Here is a 19,094-nt window from a genome sequence, read left to right on the forward strand (position 1 = left end):
TTTTCATTTCGAACATAGCGAGATATCTGTTACAGCTTTTTAGGAAACTATAGTTGCTACTCGAACTAGGCTGTCCTTTCAAAAATTCTTTATTCCTGGGAGCTTTACTTACCTATCGTTTCAACTATATTTTGGTGCCCTCACGGCGGGGGTAGGGGCCCTCTTTAAGGGAGGCCCCGTCTTCGGGCATCGCGCTGCTGCCTTCTTTCTATCCTCGTGCCTCGGATTGCCTGCGGCACCGCAACAAGTCAAAGGCGCTCAACCCAAAGACTGGGATCGTTCTACTATTGACCACCAACTATAATTTGATCTTGCTTACTTCGAAATTTATCGTGGCTATAGTTTCGTAGGGACAGGTCGCGACCTGTCCGCCTCATGGACTGTAACTATAGAACTATAGCTGTTAAATTGGTAAAGACAGGAAATTCCCCTTTGAAGGGGGCAGGGGGATGACAGTCAGCAACTATAAAACTATAGCTCCAACTATAGCAATAGCAGCCCCTGCCCTGAACTACTAAGAAAGAGAATTTAAAGGTAGCGAGCGTAGCGCTAAGGGGCAGGGATGATTGGATCACGCAAACAATAGAACTATAGTTCATCCTGCCAATCCTGAAATCCATTAAATTCTGATTCAGACAGAAACTCTCTCCTTTCTGGTGAGGACTGAGTTGAGATAAAATACCAACTATAAAACTATACTTCAGGGCTTACTTCCGGAACTATAGTACCTGTGGGCAGCACTCTCTTAAATACAGGCAGCATAACTAAATACAAAAGCACGCCCGCCGGTATGGCTAAAAGTGCCCAGGCCGAAATACCTGCCAGATTAGCTACCCATAGCTCTTTAAGCGCATGCAGCCAGTCTTCCCGGAACATGGCAATCATTTCCTCAAACGACATCCGGAGTTCTGACATACCAAACCAGTAAATGCCCAGCTTTATAAAAGGAATAGCTAACAGGATCTGAAGGGGTTGCATCAGGTATACAATAAGCACCGTGGCAGCAATATTAAGCCGGAAACGGGCGGCAACTGCCGTGCTCAGCAACGTGGCCACACCAATAGCAGGTATTATGCCCACTACCGAACCTACCGCTATAGTTGCAGACAGCTTACCCGGCGACATGCCCTGCTTCATCAGGTTAAGGATGGGTTGTAAAATTCTGCGCCTTAAAAATTCCTTCACGGTAAAAAGCAGTTGCTGCCAGTTAAATAGTTTTAGAAGCTTATTCCTGAAATTGCGGTTCTGACAGAAGCCCGGGCTACGGATAAGCGCTGAATTTGCCCCGCAAAAGTATACACTTAATACGGCATTTAACGGAAAGTAACCTCAAAACCGTGCATTTTAACTTATAAATTTTAAACCAGAGAACAGTATTCGGCTTCTTTAGAAAGATCGACATTAATGGTGTAACAATTATTTTGCTATCCATTAAACCATTTACCAATTGCCCGGTCTAAACCAGACAATAACCCCACATCAAAACTTATAAATGAAAAAGTTTTTACTCGCGCTGGTACTTTTGTTTACCATCGTAGGAGCATATGCTCAAACTGCCTCTATTACGGGTTCCATCCGTAGTGCCCAGGATAAATCGGCGTTGCCTGGCGCCAGTGTGTTGCTGGTTAACGGAACTACAGCAGCCACCGTAGCATCTGTTACTGACACCGAAGGTAATTTCCGGTTTGAGCGCGTAGCTTCCGGCGATTATACTATAAAGATCAACTATCTTGGTTTCCAGCCATTTAGCAAGAGTATAAAAATGGAAGGCAAAGCTCTTAACCTGGGTGCACTTATCTTGGAAGAAGCTTCAACAGCTATAGGCGAAGTGGAAGTTGTAGGCCGCGCGCCGCTTGGCGAGCAGAAAGGCGATACTTCGCAGTTTAATGCCAAAGCATTTAAAACAGCGCCCGATGCAAGTGCCGAAGAACTGGTAACCAAAATGCCGGGCATCACCATTCAGGATGGTAAAATACAGGCCCAGGGCGAGGAAGTGAAGCAGGTTATGATAGATGGCAAGCGCTACACCGGCGAAGATGTAAGCTCAGCGGTACGTAATATCTCTGCGGATATGATTGAAAGTGTGCAGGTTTTTGACGGACAGAGCGACCGCGCCGCCTTTAGTGGCTTTGATGACGGTAACCGTGTAAAAACGCTGAACTTTACCACTAAAAAAGATCGTCGCCAGGGGTATATGGGTAAAATATCGGCTGGCTACGGCACCGACGAGCGCTACATGGTGGGTGCAGCCGTTAACTACTATAATGGCAACAGACGCGTAACCGTTACCGGTTTAACCAACAACATCAACATGTCTGACTTTTCGGTAGGCGAAACACCGGGGGGTGGCATGCGTGGCCGCCGTGGTCCTTTTGGCGGTGGTTCTCCAAACGGTATCAGCAACACCAACATGTTCAGCATCAACTTTAACGATATGCTGGGCAAGAAAATAGAAGTAAGCGGAAACTATAGTTTCACGAACCGCGATAACGAAAATAACCAGTACCGCTTCCGCGATTTCATTAACACCGACACCACCTACCTGGAAAACACGCTGGATAATGAAAAGGATAACAGCCATCGCTTTAACCTGCGCTTGCAATACAACATCAACGAAAACAACCGTTTATTGGTAACCCCGAGCATCAGCGTACAAAATACCGATGCCATAAACTATATCAACGCATCAACTATAGATAACGCAGAAACGGCCGAAGCACAAGCACTGACCAGCTCACTTACGAAAAGCGATAGCCGCAATGCCAACATCAACTTTAATAACAACATCCTTTACTCGCACCGTTTCGGCGAATCTGGACGCATACTAACTACTAACTTTACAACCAGCTATAGCAGCACCGACGCTAAAACGTACCAGCTGGAAGACACTGATAATAACACCGACCCGACAAAAGATGTGAACAGAAACCAGTTTATAAACCTGGACAGGGATTTCCTGACATGGAGCGGTAACGTGGATTATTCGCAGCGTTTAGGCGAGAATTCAAGGCTGCAGCTGGAGTATAACATTGGCAACCAGATAAACGATTCAGACAGAAGAACTTTTGACTTTATAGCAAGCGACAGAGTGTATGACGGTAACCCGAATGCCCCGCTGAGCAATACGTTCAAGAGCGATTACCTTTCTCAAACGTTTGGGCCAAGCTACCAGTACCGTTCTGAAAAAGTAAGGTTCCAGGCCAACATGCGCTACCAGATCGCATCGCTGCAAAGCGAAAACCTGTACCCTGAGCCGTATCCTTTCAAGCGTGATTTTAATGCCATACTTCCTTCTGCGGAGTACGAGTACAAATTCTCGGAGCAAAGCAACCTGAACATTAACGTCCGTTCAAACACCAATGTGCCTTCAGTAACTAACCTGCAGGAAGTGCTGGATATATCAAGACCAACACAGTTACGCATCGGTAACCCGGAACTTGACCAGGATTATCAGAATCGCATCAACATCCGTTACCGTAACTTTAATGCCGAAACCAACCGCGTGTTCTTTGCAGGTATGTTTGGTACCATTACCCAGAATTACATAGCCAACAGCGTTTACACCCGCGATATTCCGGCTGATTTTACAGAAGGCTACACGCCGCAGCCAGGTGCCCGTTTATCACGCCCTGTAAACATGGATGGCTATTACAACGTGCGTTCGTTCCTGAACTATGGCCAGCCGCTTACTTTTATCAGCTCTAACTTTAACCTGTTTAGTATGGTAGGTTTTGAGCGCGAGCCGGGCATGCTGGATGGTAAAGTAAACTATGCCAACACTACCAATTTAGGTGCAGGCATAAACATCAGCAGCAACATCAGCGAAAAGGTAGATTTCACGATCTCTACCAACTCTAACTATAATATTGTTAAAAATACACTGCTGACACAAAACAGCAACTACTTTACTCAAAACACCAACCTGCGTTACAACTGGATTCTGTTAAAAGGACTGGTTTACCGCACCGAGCTGAACCATGTGTACAATTCAGGTTTATCGCGTGGCGTTGACCCAAGCTACATACTATGGAACATGAGCCTGGGCAAGAAACTGTTTAAAAACCAGCAGGGCGAACTTAGCTTTAGCGTGAACGATGTGCTGGGTCAGAATGTAAGTGTGCAGCGTAACGTAGAAACAGACTACATCGAGGATGTGCAGTCAACTGTATTGCAGCGCTTCTTTATGGTAACGTTTACTTACAACCTGAAGAAGTTTGCCAGTGGCTCTGCCCCTGAGGAAAACATGCGCAGAAACTGGGGTCCGGGCATGCGCGGCCATTAACAGAAAGCCATTTAGAGCTAGTGGACAAACTAAAAAAAGCCTGTAGTTACTGCAGGCTTTTTTGCTTTTTATGGCCTGCTCCGTTCCGGCTCAATTTATATTGATTCTTAATTTTATGATTCTGAAATTGAGAATAAACTATAACCCCAACACAACCATGAACGAAGCTCATTTGCATATCACGTTAAACCATGTACCTATTATAGGAAGCATCATTGGTGTTATTATTTTGGCGGCAGGTATGTTCTTTAAAAGCCGCGACACCATCCGGACGGCATTGTTTATACTTATAGTTAGTGCCATAGCCGCCATCCCCACTTACCTGACCGGAGAAGAAGCCGAAGAAACCGTAGAACATATGCAGGGCATGAGCCACGACCTGATCCACGAACACGAAGAAAAAGCAGAGCTATACATCTGGCTTATAATTGGTGTCGGGGTGCTGGCGGCCATCTCATTTTTTGCTGATGTAAAGCAAATGGCCATGCGCAAAACCCTTTTCATTTTAACGATTGTACTAGGTCTGGTTTCCATTTTTGTGGCACGGCAGGTAGGCACATCTGGCGGCGAAATTAATCACCCCGAAATACGTTCTGACTTTGTGCCAACCGCTGAAGCACAAGAGTAAACTATAGCTATAGTTGCCATAACCAAAAAGCCCTGCCAGTTTATAGTTGGCAGGGCTTTTAGCTTTTTATAGTTTGGTTAAGTGGCTGTTTAAAATTAACTCTAAGCCGGGCGCAACACTTTTTTGCGTGCTGGTAAACTATAAAGTATCAGGCCGCCGGTTACCAGCAACATGCCTACATTACCGGTTAAGTTTGGCCAGGCAATTCCCAGCAGCAGCACCTCTCCTGTTACGGTTGCCAGTATCTCTATAGATTGGGTTGCCTCTACGGCAGCAAGTGCGGCGCTATCGGTGCGGGCAAGGTGGGTGGCTTTAAAAAACAAAATGGTACCAATTACCCCGGAACTTAAGGCAATTACAAAAACGGCCCATAGTTGGGTTTGTCCGGGTAAGCCAGCCTGGTAGTAACCTATACCCATTAATATAAATAGCGCCGGTAAACTACCCATGGCTGTTCCGGCAACGCGCTGCATTGCATTAAGTTCGTAGCCTTGCTCTTCTACAAAAAGCAGCATTTTGCGGTTAGCCAAGGGCCAGATAACAGCGGCAAGCAAAACAAGCACAATACAAATCAGCAGTTGAGCATCGGAATAGGATCCGTTACGCTGGCTCCATTGCATCAGGGCAATACCGACTAATATAAGTATAGAAAGTAGCAGGGCCCGCACAGGTATTTTTGCACGACTATCTTTATACAGAAAGGGCGAAAGCAAAATGCCGGCAACTATTGTAAACTGGAAAACACCTGCAACCAGCCAACCTGGCCCGAAGGAGGCAGCAGCCGTTAGCAACACATATACCAACCCAAACCAGATACTTCCCCAAAACACCCATGTGCCGGGCATTTTAAGTAAAATGCGCCATAATGGCTTCAACTGGTCTTTAATCTGTAATATCCCTAGTAAGATCACAAGCAGGAAAATGGTACGCAACGATACCGTCCAGGCCCAATGCCCGTTCGCTACCGAAATAAAGCTGTTGAAAACGTAAGTAGAGCAGAAAAAGACTGATGCCACCACGCCCATACCAATTGCCTTCAAGTTCTGATTTGCCTGCATACTTTCTCCTGTTTAAGAATGTAAAAGTACGGGCAAAACCGGTTTAAGTCACGGCACTTTATACGTCAGCTATGGTACTTTCGGAACCACTTGCCCTGAACTGCATCGGTGTAAGGCCTGCCATGCGCTTAAAGAACCGCACAAAATAGGAATCGTCTTCAAAGCCCAGCTTATAGGCAATCTCTTTAACGGTTAAGTTACAGAAATGTAAAAGGCGCTTACTTTCGAGCAGCAGGCGTGCGTTTTGCATATCGGAAACAGTGGTGTGCAGGTACTGACGGCAAAGATTGTTGAGGTGTTTGGGCGTAATGTGCAGAGCTTCGGCATAAAACGAGATTGGCTTATGTGCCAGGTAATGATCTTCTATGAGCGTGCTCAGTTTAAAAAGGCGCTCGCTGTGGCGGGCCGGGGTAAGCTGGGCAATTTGTACATGGCATTCACGGAGCAGGTAACTCAACAGTATAAACAGATAACGCGAAAGTATAGCCTGGCTGGGTGTTTCCTGCTTCAATTCCAGAACTATAAGCTCAGAAAGTTTCAGAAAAAACTGTTGCAGATCTTCTGGCAAGTCGAGGTACGGGTGCTGGTACACAGCGCCAAAAAGTACCAGCGCATCGTGAGCAGTTAGCCCGGTTGCCTGCAGAAAAGCTTCCGAAAAAAACAAGATCACTCCTTGCTCTTGCAAAGACAACCGCTGATGCACCTGCCCCGGCCCGATAAGAAAAAGCCTACCCGCCAGCATATCGTATCTCCGGAAGTCAATCAGGTTATCGCCGCCTTTGGTTTCCTGCACAAACATAAGCTGGTAGGCATCGTGGCGGTGCGGAATAGCAGACAATTCACTTTTAAACTCCTGCAGCGGCATAACGGCTATTTCGCGTTCAAACAGCAGGTCCTGGGTAGGTAAAGTATAGTTGTTCTGCTTTTTCATGGATTTAAGGAGCGAACAACCAAAGTAAGCATAATTTAACCTATAAAAGGCAGCTATAGGCTAATTTCTATCTTAATGTAGTTGAAGTTATTGCGTTATAAACCAATTAATTCTTTAAATTAGTATAGTGTTTAATAATTAAAGTATATTTCAACTATAAACCCTCTTTTAATACACTCACTATCAAACTAAAACTATGGATACCAACTATTTACCTTTTGAGCAGGTCGGCTTTATACTTTTAACTTTAATCTGTGTGGGGTTTATACTTTGGGGCTCACACAAAATCTTTACGCGCTTAGGCTATACTTCTGCAAAAGCTACAAAACGAACAGCTATAGTTGCCGCAATACTTTTAACGTGGCTTACCGCTGCCAGTATACTTTCACTAACAGGCGTCATAAAGGATTTCTCGGGCACCCCGCCTAAATTCTTCGTCATCATCCTGATTCCGATGCTGACTATAGTTATTGTTACGTTTCATCCAAAATTCAGGGAATTTATAAAGCATGTTCCGGAACAGTGGCTCATGTACATCCAGGTTTTCAGGGTGCCGGTTGAGTTGTTTCTGTGGTGGCAGTTTTTAGATGGGCTTACGCCTGTACAAATGACTTTTGAAGGCAGAAACTTTGACCTGCTGACCGGTTTAACAGCTCCGGTTTTTGCCTGGATCTGTTACGCGCAGGGTCGCAGACTACACAAATTGGCAATCGCCTGGAACATTGCCGGGCTGGTACTTTTACTTAACATCGTAATTACAGCTATACTTTCGGCACCGGTGCCTTTCAGAGTGTTTATGAATGAGCCGGCTAATACACTGGTAGCCGAATTCCCGATTGTGTTTCTGCCCTCATTCCTTGTGCCGCTTGCTTTTGCCATGCACTTTTTCTTTTTCCGGAAAATGTACCTGCAACACCGTTCGCCTGCATCAGCAAATATAGCACCTGCCGCCATCTAACCCGGAATTATACCTGCTATAAACTATAAGTTAGTTAAAGCGTTTGCTGCATCGTACCTTTGTAGCTTATACGTTATACTATGGCTGCCACTTTCCAGGACCTGAAACTGAACAACACACTACTGCAGAACCTGCAGGAACTGAACTATACGACTCCTACTCCTATTCAACAAAGCGCTATTCCGTTGCTTTTAAGCGGGCAAGATGTGGCCGCGCAGGCCGAAACCGGAAGTGGCAAGACAGCAGCGTTTGGTTTGCCCATCATTCAGCAGGTTAATACCGAAAAACAACAGGTACAGGCGCTTATACTTGTTCCCACACGCGAATTAGCTTTACAGGTAAGGCAGGAACTGAAACAGTATGCCAAAAACATCTCTAACTTAAAAATCAGTGCTTTTTACGGTGGGCACTCTTTTTCACAGGAGCGTGCATCGCTGGCACATCCGCCTCAAATTCTGGTAGCCACGCCCGGCCGCCTTACCGATCACTTATTTAGAAAAACGGTAGACCTAAGCCAGGTAAACCAACTGGTGCTGGACGAAGCTGATAAACTGATGGAAATGGGCTTTGAGGAAGAGATTGACCAGATTATGGAGGCAATACCAGCTAAACGTCAGGTTATACTTTTCTCGGCAACCATGCTACAGGATGTGCAGGACCTGATCAAAGATTCGCTCAAAAATCCGCAGTTTGTAAAAGCATCAGCTAACGCCATTCCGGAACAGTTAACACTGATTGGGGTAAAAGTGGAGCAGACCCAGAAGCAAGACACAGTAGTTAGCCTGCTTAGAAATATAAAAGCCGGAGGTACTGTAGTGTTCTGCAATACCCGCGCCGCTGCCGACGAACTAGCCCATGCCTTAAAAGCTGATGGAATTGCTGCCCGCCCGCTGCATGGCGGCATGGAACAACCTGACCGCGATAAAATGATGACGCTTTTCCGGAATGGTACGACACAGGTATTGGTAGCCACCGACCTTGCCGCACGCGGCCTGGACATTGCCCTGCTCGAAACTATAGTGCATTATGAGTTGCCCGATGATGTAGCCGCTTACCAGCACCGTAGTGGGCGCACCGGTCGGGCCGGCAAAAAAGGAACGGTTTATACGTTAGCAACGCCACGCGACGAACGTAAGCTTCGCGATTGGGATATGGTGCGGATGGACAGCTGGCTTAAAGCAGAAGAGCTCCTGAAAAAATCTGGGCCAACTATAGCACCATCAGCTGCTTTTGCAACTATAACTATAAATGCCGGCCGAAAAGACAAGATCAGCCCGCGCGATATTGTTGGCGCTATAGTTGCCGAAACCGGGTTAAAACACGACCAGATAGGCAAGATTGAAGTGCAGGACAGAGCCAGTTTTGTAGCCGTACCGAGTGCGGAAGCCCAAACTATAGTTGAGAAACTGAGCAATGGAAAGATAAAAGGTCGAAAGTTCAGGGTGCATCTGGTCAAGTAATTATAGTTTTCATTTCCATTACCTTAGGCGCAATTAGCTAATTTCCTTAGCAAAACTATAGCGTAAAATGCTAAAAAAGTTTACCTTTACCTCTTATGGAGATCATGGTAGGTTTTGCCGCATTTTTAACCGGAGTTATAGTTGCTTTTCTGGCCCTGAAAGGTAAGCTGAACGCCTTACAACAAACTATAAATCAGTCTGCGGTTACGCAGGGTGTTTTAGAAGGACAAGCGAAATTGAAAGCTGATGAAGCGGAGCAATTAAAAGCCCAACTGCGCGAAAACCAGACCGAAATACTGGACCTGACCAACGCGCTCACCAAAGCCGAAACCGACTACGATTACCTGAACCAGCGCCTGCAGGAGCAAAATAAGGAACTGGAACAACTCCGTGAAAAATTCCTGCAGCAGTTCCAGAGCATCTCCAACCAGGTGCTGATGAACAACGCCGAGCATTTCAAAAAAGCCTCTGCCGAAAACCTGGAGCAAATTCTCTCGCCGCTAAAAGAGCGCATTAAAGAATTTGAAGCCAAAGTAGATGCTACCTATGAAAAATCGCTGAAAGAAAGTGTATCCCTGAAAGAGCAGATTACGCAGCTGGCTTCGCTTAACCAGCAAATGAGCCAGGATGCCCTGAACCTGACCAAAGCTCTGAAAGGTGAAAGTAAAACACAGGGTAACTGGGGTGAATACCTGTTGGAAAGCCTTTTGGAGAAATCCGGGTTGCGCAAAGGTTTGCATTATGAGCGCGAAGAAGTACGCCAGAACGACGAAAGCAAAGTATACCGTCCGGATGTAATTATTCACCTGCCCGATAGCAAACACCTGATTATTGACTCTAAGCTTTCGCTAGTAGCTTATGAGGCCTATTGCAGCTGTGAAGACGATAGTCAATTGGAAGTATACCTGCGTAGCCACATTAACTCAATCCGTTCACACTTCCGCGACCTGAGCGGCAAGAATTACCACAGGCTGAGCGGCATTAATTCCCCGGATTTTGTGATGATGTACATCCCGATTGAGCCTGCTTTTAACCTGGCCCTGCAACACGACCATGACCTGTTTACCGATGCCTTTGAAAAGAACATTGTACTGGTAACTACCTCTACCCTTTTGGCAACATTGCGCACTGTAGCCGGCGTGTGGCGTCAGGAAGACCAGAAACGCAACGTGCTGAAAATTGCAGAAGAAAGCGGTAAACTATACGATAAATTTGTAGGCTTCGTAGACGACCTGAAACTGATCGGCAAGCATATGGAAAGCAGCCAAAGCGCATACAACTCCGCCATGAATAAGCTAACCGAAGGCAAAGGCAACCTGATACGAAGAGTTGAAATACTAAAAGAGCTTGGCGCCAAAACCAGCAAGAATATAGACGAAAGCCTGTTACTGGAGGCCCAAGCAACCGAAGAAAATCAGGAAGTAAATCTATAGTTTCTGGTATTAAGTTAACTCCCTAACCCCTCCTCTGAGGGGAATATTCTCTAGCTATAGTTTAGCCAGGCACTAATAATTTTTAGTTTGGCTAGCATATAAACCATATAAACTATAGGTTTCCCACTTTTCAGATCTCTAACTAGAAGTTTGATTCCAATTAATTCTATCTTGTCTCTACCGCAGGTTTTAAACTTGAGGTTTGATATGGCGTTTAGTTTGTAACTCAACTGTGCCAGAGGCCTAACTATAGTTCGTCACGAACGAAGACGCGCGCCATAGATACGCTTTCATACTATAGCTTATAGTTCAGCAATAAACTACGGCGCCAGAGCGTAAACTATAAGCTACAAACTTATCCCCCTCCTCGTAGGGGTTAGGGATGGGTTAACTTAATACCAACTACAACCTTACAACTCCGCTATTGCTAATGCATCACGAAACAAGTATCTTAGTAAGATAACCACAACACACCTTATGAAAAAAATCATTTTAACCGGCTTAACAGCTGCCATACTCTTCTCCTGCTCTAGTCAGAAATCGGAGACAGCGGAAAACACCACAACCACTGAACTGACGTCGGAGCAACAGGAGGCCCAGGCTTTCCTGGACGAATATTCTAAAACATTCCAGGACCTGTATACCAAATCGGCGGAAGCGGAATGGGCATCGAACACAAAAATTGTGGAAGGAGACTCTACCAACGCTGTTGCCACCCGCAAAGCCAACGAAGCTTTTGCAGCCTTTACTGGTAGCGTTGAGAATATAGAGAAAGCTAAAAAATACCTGGAGCAAAAGGACAAGTTAACCGACATACAGGTAAAACAGCTGGATGCTATACTTTATGCGGCAGCCAATAACCCTCAAACAGTGCCTGATGTAGTAAAAGCCCGAATCAAAGCCGAAACCGAGCAAACCGAAAAACTATATGGTTTCGATTACCGCTTAAATGGCAAATCTGTTACCACCAACGACATCGACAACATCCTGAAAACGGAGAACGATGTTAAGAAACGCCTTGCCGCCTGGAACGCGAGTAAAGAAGTGGGTCCCGGCCTTAAAACCGGCCTGCTGAAGCTGCGCGACCTGCGAAACAAAACTGTTCAGAACCTGGGCTACGACGATTATTTTACCTACCAGGCCTCTGACTATGGCATGACGCGCCCGGAAATGATGGCGATGATGGAGAAAATTAACCAGGAACTGATGCCCTTGTACCGCGAGTTGCACACTTATGCCCGTTACGAGCTTGCTAAAAAGTATGGTGTAAAACAAGTGCCTGATTACCTGCCTGCCCACTGGCTTCCTAACCGCTGGGGACAGGACTGGAGCCCGATGGTAGAAGTAAAAGGCATAGACCTTGATGGTGCTCTGAAAGCCAAAGGCGACAAGTGGCTGGTAGAGCAGGCGGAACGATTTTATGTAAGCCTTGGCTTTGATGAGTTACCGGAATCGTTTTACACGAAATCGAGCTTGTACCCGCTACCGCCAAATGCCAACTATAAAAAGAACAACCACGCCTCGGCCTGGCACATGGACCTGGATAAAGACGTGCGCAGCCTGATGAGTGTTGAGCCTAACTCGGAATGGTACGAAACCACGCACCACGAACTGGGCCATATTTACTATTACATGACCTATACCAACCCGGATGTGCCGGTATTGCTTCGCGGTGGCGCTAACCGTGCGTACCATGAGGCAATTGGTAGTTTGATGGGCCTTGCTGCAATGCAGAAACCATTCCTGGCTGAGTTGCAGTTGATAGACAAGAACACCCAAACCGACGAAGTACAAACCTTACTAAAAGAAGCGTTGAGCTACGTAACGTTTATACCGTTTGCATCGGGCGTAATGAGCGAGTGGGAACACGACTTTTATGCTAAAAACCTGCCTGCTGACCAACTGAACAAACGCTGGTGGGAGCTTGCCAAAAAGTACCAGGGCATGGTGCCGCCAACCGAGCGCGGCGAAAACTACCTGGATGCAGCAACTAAAACTCACATTAACGACGACGCAGCGCAGTACTACGACTATGCTTTGTCTTATGTGATTCTGTTCCAGTTGCACGACCACATTGCCAAAAACATCCTGAAGCAGGACCCGCACGCTACCAACTATTATGGGAACAAAGAAGTTGGAAAGTTCCTGCACGATATTATGTATCCAGGCGCTTCGGCAGACTGGCGTAAGATGCTGAAGGATAAGACAGGAGAAGAGCTAAGCGCAAGAGCGATGGTGGCCTACTTCCAGCCATTGATGGATTATCTGAAACAGCAGAACAAAGGCCGCAAGTACACTATTTAAGGTAATTATGAATGCTGAACTATGAACTATAGTTTGGCAAAAGAAAAAAGCAGCGACGGAGATTTCTGTCGCTGCTTTTTTTTATAGTTTACTTGGAGTACGATAGCAACACACTATCCTATTCGCTAATAATTTGCTTCTACGGCGGGCACATCCACTAGTATAAACGACGCTTTAGATGCTGCATGGAACGTGATCATTTCCTGGTCTTCTAATCTTAACTGGTCATTTTGTTCCAGTTCTACACCATTCACGAGCAGGGTACCATCCAATACATACACCAGATTCTTGCGAAGCTTAAAAGTCTGGTAATTTAAATCCTTGCCCTGGCTAAAGTTACCGTAAAAAATAGTAGAATTAGAATTGATGAACACCACATCTTCCAGCACTTTCTGACCAGTTACCAAAGGTACCAACTCATCTTTGGTATCCATAAAATCTATCTTAAGGTGCTCATACGAGGGTGCAAGGCCACGCTTATTTGGCAAAAACCATAGTTGCAATAAATGAACCTCGGCATCAGACCGGTTTGCTTCCGAATGTGTAATGCCTGTGCCCGATGTCATGCGTTGTACTTCTCCGGCATGTATCACCAGTTCGTTACCCAGGTTATCGGTATGTGTTAGTTCTCCATCCAGCACTATCGTTACAATTTCCATCTCGGTGTGCGGGTGTGTCGGGAAGCCAGAGTTAGCACTTACGTAATCATCGTTAAATACCCGCAACGGACCAAACTGCACATTACCCGGATCGTAGTAATCAGCAAAGGAGAAAAGGTAATTGGAGCGGAGCCAGTCTCCGGTTTTAGCTTCGTGGCGCTCGGTTGCGCTTATCTGTCTTATCATGATACTGCTATAAGTATAGGTTTAGCATATTACACACTGTTTACTTACTGTTAGCCTTTACGCATATTTACACTTAGTTGTTAAAAATGCTCTATTTTGGTTATCTTATGCTTAGCAAATAAAAAACCCTGCACACAAACATGTGCAGGGTTTATAAAAGTCAATAGTTCGATTATATTAATCTACCTTCTTTAGCTTTTGCATTTCCTTTTGCAGGTCTAAAACTATAGATGATAACTTATCAAGCGAAAGGTCAGCAATCGGGAACGTAGAACTGATATATGATTTAGCTTCCCAGATTTCCAGAATATCTTCCACATGAAGCTCGTACGGGGAATACACAGGGTTATCGGAGTGCAGGCGAAGTACGGCTGTATTTTCCAGCTTATTGTAAATGCGCTTAAACACCACACCCTCTTTCTGGCTAACTATAATACAAGGTGTGCCATCCTTTATAGTTTTCCAATCCTCAATGTAACGGCCAACTATAACAGTACCTGATGTAATGGGCAGCATTGAGTCGCCGCTAATCTCAAAAGCCCGGAAAGTACCACTGGTACCCAGCATTGGCAACTTAAAACGAGGAAGCTCTTCTATAAATTCAGGGTCGGCATACCCGTTCAGGTAGCCGGCGCTTGCTTTTAAAGGTACCAATTCGATATTTTCCTTATCATCACCATCAACAGTAATCGCCAATACACGCAGTTTACCGCCTTCAGTATTGGTTGCATTACCTTTTGCTTTCTGTGTACTAAGGTCTATGGTTATAAGGTCATCAAGTGTGATACCGAACAGCGTGGCAATATTTACCAAAGTGCTCAGTTTAGGCTCAGCCCTCCCCTCTTCGTAAGCCCCCACCAGCGACCGTTTAATATCAAGCTTCTCGGCAAGTTGTGCCTGTGTGTAGCCAGCCTGTTTTCTGAGATATCTTAAATTAGATGTTACCATGTCTGTAGTTATGCCAAAGTTGTTAGCTTAAAATCTGCTTATATTAGATATACGAGCAAAAGAAAAGTAAATATAAGAAGACTTTATTTAATTTACTAACAATATTAGCAAATATATAATTCTGCACTTTTACAAGTATAACAATTCTTTAAATTGTTGTGGTGTTATGAAGATTTTATTCAAAATTAACCATTTACTTCATTTTGTTATACTTATTCTTTGTAAAGTGTGTAACTATTATTTTGAAATCACCTCACTACAATCCTATATTTACAACTCAAACAAACCCATTACTGCACTGTTAATCAGTGATTAACAAACTTAATGCAATTTGCTTTATATTAAATAATGCATATATTTAAATTTTAAGCATAATTAAAAACTTTAGAAAAATACAACCTCTTATAGTTTGAATATATAAATTTTTAAAAACCTTCAGGTATTGAACTTTATAAAGAAGGCCGCAGTTACGTATCAAATTACAAAAGGTTACAAATAGGAATTTTAACTTTTAGCCAAAACAAGTTTAAGATGAATTACGCATTCAAGAAAGCCTTATCGTTGGCTTTTCTGGCTTCTGCTGTCACCCTGACAAGCTGCCAGAAAGAAGATTTAATGGAAGAGCAGTTTGACCAAGCCACTGCTACCTTTTCTGAAATTAAAAGCCAGCCCATTGAAGGACAGTACATTGTAGTAATGAAGCACTCTGGTGCCACCGCTACAGCTACCAGAAACAACGGCCTCAATGCACGCGATCGTCAGAACATCAGAAGCATTCGTCAGCGACTGATTGAGGAAATCAGCATTGAACCTGCTTCAGTAAAAGAAACCTTTGATGGAGCCATTAATGGTTTTGCTGCCAAGCTATCGAAAGAGCAACTTGAAAAGCTAAAGTCAAACCCTGAGGTTGCTCATATAGAGCAGGACAGAATTATTTCGCTTACCAGGCCATCTGCTTTGAGCAAAAAGACTGACACCAACCTCTTTAAATCAAAAGGTGGAAAGAAGCCAACCACTTCGCCAACTGAGCCAGCCCCGGAACCAACTCCTGAGCCAACCCCAACCGAACCGGTACCTACAGAGCCAGTTCCAACTGAACCTACCCCGGTTGTAACAGAACCAACTCCTACTACCAGAAACTATAACACAATTACTCCGCTTGCAGGTGAACTTGTTCCCTGGAATGTTGCCCGCGTGGGATATGGCGATGGTACCGGCAAAACTGCCTGGATCATTGACTCTGGTATCGATACTGACCACCCGGACCTGAATATAGATCTGGCCAGAAGCACTTCGTTTATTTATGGTGTAACGTCTGTTGAAGATGGTTATGGCCACGGAACAGTAGTTGCCGGTATAATTGCAGCTAAAAATAACGGTACAGGTATGATAGGCGTTGCATCAGGTGCTACTGTTGTTGCCCTGCGCGTTTTTGATGATGCTGGTAAAGGCACTATCTCACGAGCTATATCAGCGGTTAACTATGTAATTAATGTAGGTGCAGCTGGCGATGTGGTTAACATGAGCCTTGGTGGTGGCATATCTTCAACCCTGGATAATGCCGTTAAAACTGCAGCAGCAAAAGGAATCATGTTCGCGATTGCTTCTGGTAACAGCGGAACAGATTGTGTAAACAACTCTCCTGCCCGTGTAGATGCAACAAACGTTTACACTGTTACAGCAATGGACCGTTACGATCGTTTTGGAACCTTCTCAAACTATGGCACGCCTGTAGACTTCTCAGCGCCTGGTGTAAATGTAACCAGCACAGTTAGAGGCGGCGGTATCAGCCAGTACGAAACAGGCACTTCATTTGCAGCACCACACGTAGCAGGTATTTTATTACTGCAAGGCAAAGTTAACACTAACGGTACCGTTACCGGCGATGTGGATGCTAACCCGGATGCTATCGCCATACTATAGTAACAGAACAAGAACTAAAGCATAATAAAAATGCCGGCCCTGATAGGCCGGCATTTTTATTTTATAGTTAATACTTTCTATACTTCTGTTTTAAACAGGGAGATGGCTAAGCGAATTTTATGATACTCGTATTGTTCTCCCAGGGCTTCGTACAAGTCTTTTAGTTTAGCATCGGGGCCTAAACTGGCGATGGCTTTTCGTATCTCAGTAAACTCCTTTTTAGTTATAAACCTGTTCAGATCAACTTCATAACCTTGTTCATATAAAGTGGCTAAATGCGAGTATATAGTTACCGGATTAAGGTTACGTTGCCTGGCTATCTGCTCAGGGTTATTGCCGGCTTTGTAGGCTTCGTAAGTTACCAGGTGCGTTGCGCCTTTCAGTTTATTGCCTTTATCCTGCTCCTCGGTCATAAAGCTGATGATCTCATTCACAAAATCATAGCCATAACGCTCATACTTCAGAGAGCCAACCCCGGAAATAGCCAGCATGGCAATCCGGTTAGTTGGTTTCTCAGCAGACATTTCCTGCAAGGTACTGTCCGTAAAAATAACGTAAGGCGGCACCCCGTACTCATCAGCCATTTTCTTACGCAAGGTTCTAAGCCTTTCAAACAACGCATCCTGAACAACTTCTTTTTTAGGTCTTGCCTTGCGCACCTCTTCTGTAGGCTGTTTAACTTCATCAAACTTAACAAGCTGCACTTTTCTGCCTTCAAATAAAACCTGACGGCTTTGCTCTGTCAGTTTCAGGGCATACTTCTGATCATAGGCCAGTTCAACCAGGCCGGCATTCAGCATTTGGTGCAGGTAACGCTGCCAGTCCATTGTACTTATTTCGCGGCCGGCCCCATAGGTTTTAATCCTGTCATAGCCACCCTCCAGCACCTGTGCATTTCGGGAACCCCGCAACACATCAATCAGCAACCCCATGTTTACCTGCTCCTGGGTGCGGGCTATAGCCGAAAGTGCTTTTTGTACCAGTAGCGTACCATCAAAAGAAGTTGGCGGATTACGGCATATATCACAGTTGCCACAGTCTTTGTGCATGGTTTCGCCGAAGTATTGCAGCAGTATTCGGCGGCGGCAAATAGTGGCTTCGGCATATTGTTGCATGCGGTCCAGTTTTACCAGTTGCAGTTCCAGTTGTTTTTCGCTGCCCTCCGTTAGCATGCTGCGCATACTCATCACATCGGCATAACTATAAAACAGCAATGCATCAGATGCGGCGCCATCACGACCGGCACGGCCAATTTCCTGGTAATAGCCTTCTATATTTTTAGGCAGGTTATAGTGTATCACCCACCGCACATTCGACTTATCAATTCCCATCCCGAATGCTACTGTAGCACAAACGATTTGCACGTCATCTTTCAGGAAATCTTCCTGTGCTTTGGCACGTTGTTGGGCATTCATGCCGGCATGGTAACAGGTGGCTTTAAAACCGTTTTTCTTCAGCTTATCCGCAATTGCTTCGGTACCCTTACGGCTCAAACAATAAATAATACCCGGTTGCCCGTGGTGCCGCTCCAAAAACTCCGTAATTTTATTCAGCCTGTCACGCCCAGGCTTTACCATCAGGTTAATGTTTGGCCTGTCAAAAGAGGCAACAAAAACCTGTGGGTCACGGAGTGATAACTGGTCCTGTATATCTTTTTGGGTAAGTTTGTCGGCGGTAGCGGTAAGCGCTACCATGGGCGTTTGCGGAAACTGCTGTTTCAGTATTCTAAGCTGGGTATATTCCGGTCGGAAATCGTGTCCCCATGCCGAGATACAGTGTGCTTCATCTACAGCAAACAGGGAAACCTGTATCCGCTTCAGGAAATTCAGAAACCCGGATGACAACAGCTTTTCAGGAGAAACATACAGCAGTTTAAGTTCACCGGCCAGGCAGGCATTCTCTACCTGATACTGCGCTTCAGCAGATAAAGAACTATTAAGAAAGGCAGCTTTTATTCCGTTTTCAAGCAAGGCCTCTACCTGGTCTTTCATTAACGCAATAAGCGGCGAAATAACTATAGTTATACCCGGCATTACAACGGCTGGCACTTGGTAGCAGACAGATTTTCCGCCTCCGGTCGGCATCAGCACTACCACATCTTCACGGTTCAGGACGCGGGAGATGATCTGCTCCTGCATCGGTCTGAAATTATCGTAACCAAAGTATAATTTTAGCGCCTCACGCGCCTCCCTGATCTGCATCATAATCCTGTTTAGAGCCACAAACTATAGTTGCAGCACTTTCTCTCCTTACCCAAAGATAAGACTATTTTAGCCATGGGAACAGTGCAGGCTAAACCATAGTTTCATAACCCTCAGAATATC

Annotated in this window: 13 protein-coding genes; 7 read left to right on the forward strand and 6 right to left on the reverse strand. The window is 45.2% G+C overall.

The window, feature by feature from the left end; all coding sequences use genetic code 11:
• Positions 1–693: 693 nt before the first annotated feature.
• Entirely contained in the window at positions 694–1,185 is a 492-nt protein-coding gene (locus GWO68_RS06135) for a DUF2062 domain-containing protein (protein ID WP_317164496.1), read from the reverse strand.
• Between the two features lie 307 nt (positions 1,186–1,492).
• Here GWO68_RS06135 and GWO68_RS06140 point away from each other — a divergent pair, with 307 nt between their 5' ends.
• Entirely contained in the window at positions 1,493–4,282 is a 2,790-nt protein-coding gene (locus GWO68_RS06140; RefSeq protein WP_162345547.1) for a TonB-dependent receptor, read from the forward strand.
• A 115-nt stretch (positions 4,283–4,397) separates the two neighbouring features.
• On the forward strand, positions 4,398–4,910 hold the full coding sequence (locus GWO68_RS06145) for a DUF2231 domain-containing protein (protein WP_162345548.1): 513 nt from the start codon (positions 4,398–4,400) through the stop codon (positions 4,908–4,910).
• 101 nt (positions 4,911–5,011) lie between these two features.
• On the opposite strand, the gene GWO68_RS06150 is transcribed toward GWO68_RS06145, so the two are convergent.
• Together GWO68_RS06150 and GWO68_RS06155 are read right to left on the reverse strand one after the other, a co-directional pair.
• Positions 5,012–5,968 (reverse strand): DMT family transporter, encoded by a 957-nt coding sequence (locus GWO68_RS06150; protein WP_162345549.1) that lies wholly within the window; start codon positions 5,966–5,968, stop codon positions 5,012–5,014.
• Positions 5,969–6,026: 58 nt separating this feature from the next.
• Entirely contained in the window at positions 6,027–6,899 is an 873-nt protein-coding gene (locus GWO68_RS06155) for an AraC family transcriptional regulator (protein ID WP_162345550.1), read from the reverse strand.
• A 196-nt stretch (positions 6,900–7,095) separates the two neighbouring features.
• On the opposite strand from GWO68_RS06155, the gene GWO68_RS06160 reads away from it, so the two are divergent.
• The 4 genes from GWO68_RS06160 to GWO68_RS06175 all read left to right on the forward strand — a co-directional run bounded on the left by GWO68_RS06160 (position 7,096) and on the right by GWO68_RS06175 (position 13,054).
• On the forward strand, positions 7,096–7,857 hold the full coding sequence (locus GWO68_RS06160; protein ID WP_162345551.1) for a hypothetical protein: 762 nt from the start codon (positions 7,096–7,098) through the stop codon (positions 7,855–7,857).
• 80 nt (positions 7,858–7,937) lie between these two features.
• Complete coding sequence (locus GWO68_RS06165; RefSeq protein WP_162345552.1) at positions 7,938–9,317, forward strand: DEAD/DEAH box helicase; 1,380 nt, start codon at positions 7,938–7,940, stop codon at positions 9,315–9,317.
• Between the two features lie 95 nt (positions 9,318–9,412).
• Positions 9,413–10,750, forward strand: a complete 1,338-nt coding sequence (gene rmuC, locus GWO68_RS06170) for a DNA recombination protein RmuC (protein ID WP_162345553.1) — start codon at positions 9,413–9,415, stop codon at positions 10,748–10,750.
• A gap of 477 nt (positions 10,751–11,227) precedes the next feature.
• On the forward strand, positions 11,228–13,054 hold the full coding sequence (locus tag GWO68_RS06175) for a M2 family metallopeptidase (RefSeq protein ID WP_162345554.1): 1,827 nt from the start codon (positions 11,228–11,230) through the stop codon (positions 13,052–13,054).
• 125 nt (positions 13,055–13,179) lie between these two features.
• Here the strand turns inward: GWO68_RS06175 and GWO68_RS06180 are convergent, their stop codons facing one another.
• Together GWO68_RS06180 and GWO68_RS06185 are read right to left on the reverse strand one after the other, a co-directional pair.
• Positions 13,180–13,899, reverse strand: coding sequence for a pirin family protein (locus GWO68_RS06180; protein WP_162345555.1), 720 nt, complete (start codon positions 13,897–13,899; stop codon positions 13,180–13,182).
• A 177-nt stretch (positions 13,900–14,076) separates the two neighbouring features.
• The gene (locus tag GWO68_RS06185) at positions 14,077–14,847 is read right to left on the reverse strand and encodes an XRE family transcriptional regulator (RefSeq protein ID WP_162345556.1); all 771 of its coding nucleotides are present in this window, start codon (positions 14,845–14,847) and stop codon (positions 14,077–14,079) included.
• A gap of 531 nt (positions 14,848–15,378) precedes the next feature.
• Between GWO68_RS06185 and GWO68_RS06190 the strand changes: the two genes are divergently transcribed.
• Positions 15,379–16,770 carry a S8 family serine peptidase gene (locus GWO68_RS06190; protein WP_235941964.1) on the forward strand — a complete coding sequence of 464 codons (1,392 nt, stop codon included), beginning with the start codon at positions 15,379–15,381 and terminating at the stop codon, positions 16,768–16,770.
• A gap of 77 nt (positions 16,771–16,847) precedes the next feature.
• Here the strand turns inward: GWO68_RS06190 and recQ are convergent, their stop codons facing one another.
• Positions 16,848–18,974 (reverse strand): DNA helicase RecQ, encoded by a 2,127-nt coding sequence (gene recQ, locus GWO68_RS06195; RefSeq protein ID WP_394367160.1) that lies wholly within the window; start codon positions 18,972–18,974, stop codon positions 16,848–16,850.
• Between the last annotated feature and the right edge of the window lie 120 nt (positions 18,975–19,094).

Origin of the sequence: Pontibacter fetidus (assembly GCF_010119545.1) — a bacterium.
GTDB lineage: Bacteria > Bacteroidota > Bacteroidia > Cytophagales > Hymenobacteraceae > Pontibacter > Pontibacter fetidus.